The organism is Dietzia maris (assembly GCF_014144855.1).
Classification (GTDB): Bacteria; Actinomycetota; Actinomycetes; order Mycobacteriales; family Mycobacteriaceae; genus Dietzia; species Dietzia kunjamensis.
Genome location: NZ_JAALDN010000223.1, coordinates 1 through 3162 on the forward strand (window position 1 = coordinate 1; position 3162 = coordinate 3162).

Annotated in this window: 3 protein-coding genes and 1 pseudogene; all 4 read left to right on the forward strand. The window is 70.1% G+C overall.

Annotated features, from left to right (window positions below):
- Positions 1–231, forward strand: a pseudogene (locus G6024_RS07875) (hypothetical protein); the annotation flags it as partial.
- Positions 228–641 (forward strand): DUF6802 family protein, encoded by a 414-nt coding sequence (locus G6024_RS07880; protein ID WP_069389409.1) that lies wholly within the window; start codon positions 228–230, stop codon positions 639–641. The pseudogene G6024_RS07875 and the gene G6024_RS07880, both read left to right, overlap by 4 nt.
- 117 nt (positions 642–758) lie before the next feature.
- Positions 759–2585, forward strand: a complete 1827-nt coding sequence (locus G6024_RS07885) for a phosphoenolpyruvate carboxykinase (GTP) (protein WP_159148426.1) — start codon at positions 759–761, stop codon at positions 2583–2585.
- 160 nt (positions 2586–2745) lie between these two features.
- A partial coding sequence (locus G6024_RS07890) for a hypothetical protein (protein ID WP_200841559.1) occupies positions 2746–3162 on the forward strand: 417 nt, incomplete at its 3' end.

A 3162-nucleotide genomic window follows, 5' to 3' on the forward strand; every position in this document is an offset into this window, starting at 1 on the left:
ACGCAGGCGCTGCGCACCCACACCGTCGCGGCCGTGGCCGACAGGCTCGCGGCGCTGCGGGCCGATGCCGAGCAGTCACTCGGCTCGAGGATCCTCGCCGCGGAGGCCACCATCACCGACGGCTTCGCCCACGATCCCGGCCCCCGGGTCGCCGACCTCGAACGCCGCATCCGAGCCACCCGCGCGGGACAGACCGCCCCGCCGGCCCCCACGACAGGGAGTCCCTCATGACCGATCCGCTGTTCGGTGCGGACTCCTTCGATCACCACCCGGCGCCCGACGTGTGCGGCCTCCAGGACGCCCCGCTGGCCGAACCCTCGTCGCTGGGACTGCACGTGCCCGTGGGCGAGGACGTCCTCGACCTCGGCTCCCCCGAGGCGGACCTCGACGGGGACGGCTTCATGGAGGCGGTCACCCTCGGCGACGATCGGGGGCTGACCGTGTACACCGACGCCGACGGTGACGGGACCGTCGACCACGTCTCGACCGTGCGGTTCGACGGCAGCTACGACTCATGGCGGCTGGCGAACCCCGCGGAGGGCGTGCCCTTCGGGGGATTCACGAACGAGGCTCGCGGGGACACGACCGGCGACTTCCCGTCGCCCGCCCGGTGGGAACGCATCGACCACGGCCACATCTGACCGGCGACCTGAGGAATCCCTCATGTCCGGGTGTGCAAAGGGGGCTGCGACTGAGCAGTCGACAACGCTTGACGATACTCTGTGACTAACACCATGCACCACGCGCGAGGAGCTGTGATGACCACCACCACCATTCCCGGCCTCGAGGGTAAGGCACCAACCGATCACGCGGAGTTGCTCGCGTGGATCGCCGAGGTCGCCGAGCTCACCCAGCCGGACCGGGTCGTCTTCGCCGACGGCTCCGACGCTGAGTGGGATCGCCTCACGACCGAGATGGTGGAGGCCGGGACCTTCGTCAAGCTCAACGAGGAGAAGAAGCCGAACTCCTTCCTGGCCCAGTCGGACCCGAAGGACGTCGCCCGCGTCGAGTCGCGGACCTTCATCTGCTCCGCGACTGAAGAGGGCGCCGGCCCCACCAACAACTGGCGCGACCCGGCCGAGATGCGCGAGCACATGACCGGACTGTTCCGCGGCAGCATGCGGGGCCGCACGATGTACGTCGTGCCGTACTGCATGGGCCCGCTGGAGGCGGAGGACCCCAAGCTCGGCATCGAGCTGACCGACTCGGCGTACGTGGTGGTCTCGATGAAGATCATGACCCGCATGGGCTCGGCGGCCCTGGCGAAGATCGGCACGGACGGCGAGTACGTCAAGGGCCTGCACTCCGTGGGCGCCCCGCTCGCCGAGGGCGAGCAGGACGTGCCCTGGCCGTGCAACGAGGAGAAGTACATCACCCACTTCCCCGAGACCCGAGAGATCTGGTCGTTCGGGTCCGGCTACGGCGGCAACGCCCTGCTGGGCAAGAAGTGCTTCGCGCTGCGCATCGCCTCCGCCATGGCCCGAGACGAGGGCTGGATGGCCGAGCACATGCTCATCCTCAAGCTCATCTCCCCCTCCGACGAGGTGCACTTCATCGCCGCGGCCTTCCCGTCCGCCTGCGGCAAGACCAACCTGGCGATGCTGCAGCCCACCATCGAGGGCTGGCGCGCGGAGGTCGTGGGTGACGACATCGCGTGGATGCGCTTCGGCGCCGACGGCCGGCTCTACGCCGTCAACCCGGAGTACGGCTTCTTCGGCGTCGCCCCGGGCACCAACTACTCGTCCAACCCCAACGCCATGAAGACGCTGGAGCCGGGCAACGCCATCTACACCAACGTGGCGCTGACCGACGACGGTGACGTGTGGTGGGAGGACCTCGAGGGCACCCCGGACCACCTCATCGACTGGCTGGGCAACGACTGGACCCCGGAGGGCGACGGCAAGGCCGGCAACGCCGCGCACCCCAACTCGCGCTACTGCGTTCCGATCAACCAGTGCCCGGTCACCGCGCCGGAGTTCAACTCGCCCGAGGGCGTGCCGATCTCGGCCATCCTCTTCGGCGGTGGCCGCGCCGACACCGTCCCGCTTGTCAGCGAGGCCTACTCGTGGAACCACGGCGTGTACATCGGCGCGACCCTGTCCTCCGGGCAGACCGCTGCCGCGGAGGGGCAGGTCGGCGCGGTGCGTCGCGACCCCATGGCCATGCTGCCGTTCGTGGGCTACAACGTCGGCGAGTACTTCCAGCACTGGGTCGACATGGGCGCCCGGGGCGGCGACAAGATGCCCAAGATCTTCCTCGTCAACTGGTTCCGCAAGGGCGCCGACGGCCGCTTCGTGTGGCCCGGCTTCGGCGAGAACAGCCGCGTGCTCAAGTGGGTCGTGGACCGCATCGAGGGTCGCGTGGAGGGTGACGAGACCGCCGCCGGCATCACCGCCCGCGCCGCGGACATCGACATGACCGGCCTGGACACCCCGATCGAGGACGTCGAGGCCGCCCTGGCCGTCGACCCCGAGGAGTGGCGCCGCGAGCTGCCGCTCATCACCGAGTGGCTCGAGTTCTGCGGACCCAAGGTCCCGGCCGAGGTCCACGAGCAGTTCGCCGCCCTCAAGGAGCGGCTTGGCTGACACCGGCACCTGCACGTAAGACCCACGCGGACGGGCCACACCATTCCCCGGTGTGGCCCGTCCGCCTCTACAATCTGGGCGAAGCCCTGTACTACTGCACTTGTTGATGTCACAGTTACTGGCTGTGCGGGCAACAGCGTTCCCGCCCGGAAGGAGGGGCATGAGAGCCAGCGTGATCGGCCTCATCGCGCTTCCCATCGTGGCGAGCGGCGTGGCAGCAGCCGCCGTGGCCGGCCTCGGGCTCCCCGCCCCGACGTCCGTTCCTGCCGGGCCGACCGCCACCGCCGGGATCACCGGCGAGTCGACGGACTCGTCCCCGGCCGTCGACGAGGAGTACGCGGGCACCGCCATCGAGGGGATCAAGCCGTTCCTCACGGTGATCGACGGCAGGTCGGCCCTGCCCGTACCGGAGCCGATCCCGTCGTTCCTCTCGCTGTTGACGGTGCCCTCCGTGCCGCTGGCACCGCTTCCCCCGCAGGTCGACGGCCGGGTTGCTCCCGCGGACACCGTCGGTCCGCGCGCCGGGCAGGGCCCGGACCGGGTCCGGGACGACCTCGTGCCCCGCGACCCCACGACG

Coding starts and splice junctions, on each gene's coding strand:
- G6024_RS07880 (WP_069389409.1), top strand. CDS start 228: ATGACCGATCCGCTGTTCGGTGCGGACTCCTTCGATCACCACCCGGCG.
- G6024_RS07885 (WP_159148426.1), top strand. CDS start 759: ATGACCACCACCACCATTCCCGGCCTCGAGGGTAAGGCACCAACCGAT.